Source organism: Vibrio sp. YT-19(2023) (assembly GCF_033337395.1).
Window position 1 is genome coordinate 1 of the sequence record NZ_JAWOQN010000956.1, and the last position, 555, is coordinate 555.

Below are 555 nucleotides of genomic sequence, written 5' to 3' on the forward strand. Positions count from 1 at the left end.
TTTCGGCAAGCAGTTTATGAGCTTCATCGTGTGTCGACACCGACTCTTTATATATATAACGAACTTGTTCAGGATCATTGTATGGCATTCCATAGAAAGCCACATGACCAGCGGCTTTCGATTCAATCACAACTGGCGTTAACATATCTTCAAAGTTGCTGATGATATGCAATCCCGAACGTTTCATTCGCTCAGAACCAAAACCCAAACGCTCTGCGCCATCGTGATTGCCTGAAATCAATATCATAGGAGTATTGAGCTCACCACAGATTCGCTTTACGACTCGATTAAGCAACTCGATAGCAATCGTTGGTGGAACGGAGCGATCATAGACATCTCCGGCAACGATTACAGCATCAACCGGATTGTTTTCAATATATTGGATAAGTTGCTCAAGAACTGCCTGCTGATCTTCAAGCAAAGAGACATTGTGAAACTGTCGGCCAAGATGCCAATCTGAGGTGTGGATAAACTTCATTCGAATTCACTTTCTGCCACAAACATGGCGTTATCTTATTATCCCGTTAGGATATCGTGACTTCGTAAGCTTTTCAT

Annotated in this window: 1 protein-coding gene; it reads right to left on the reverse strand. The window is 42.7% G+C overall.

From position 1 onward, the window contains the following. On the reverse strand, positions 1-478 hold a 478-nt coding region (locus R7E78_RS29395; RefSeq protein WP_318059055.1), incomplete at its 3' end, for an exonuclease subunit SbcD. Positions 479-555: the final 77 nt, after the last annotated feature.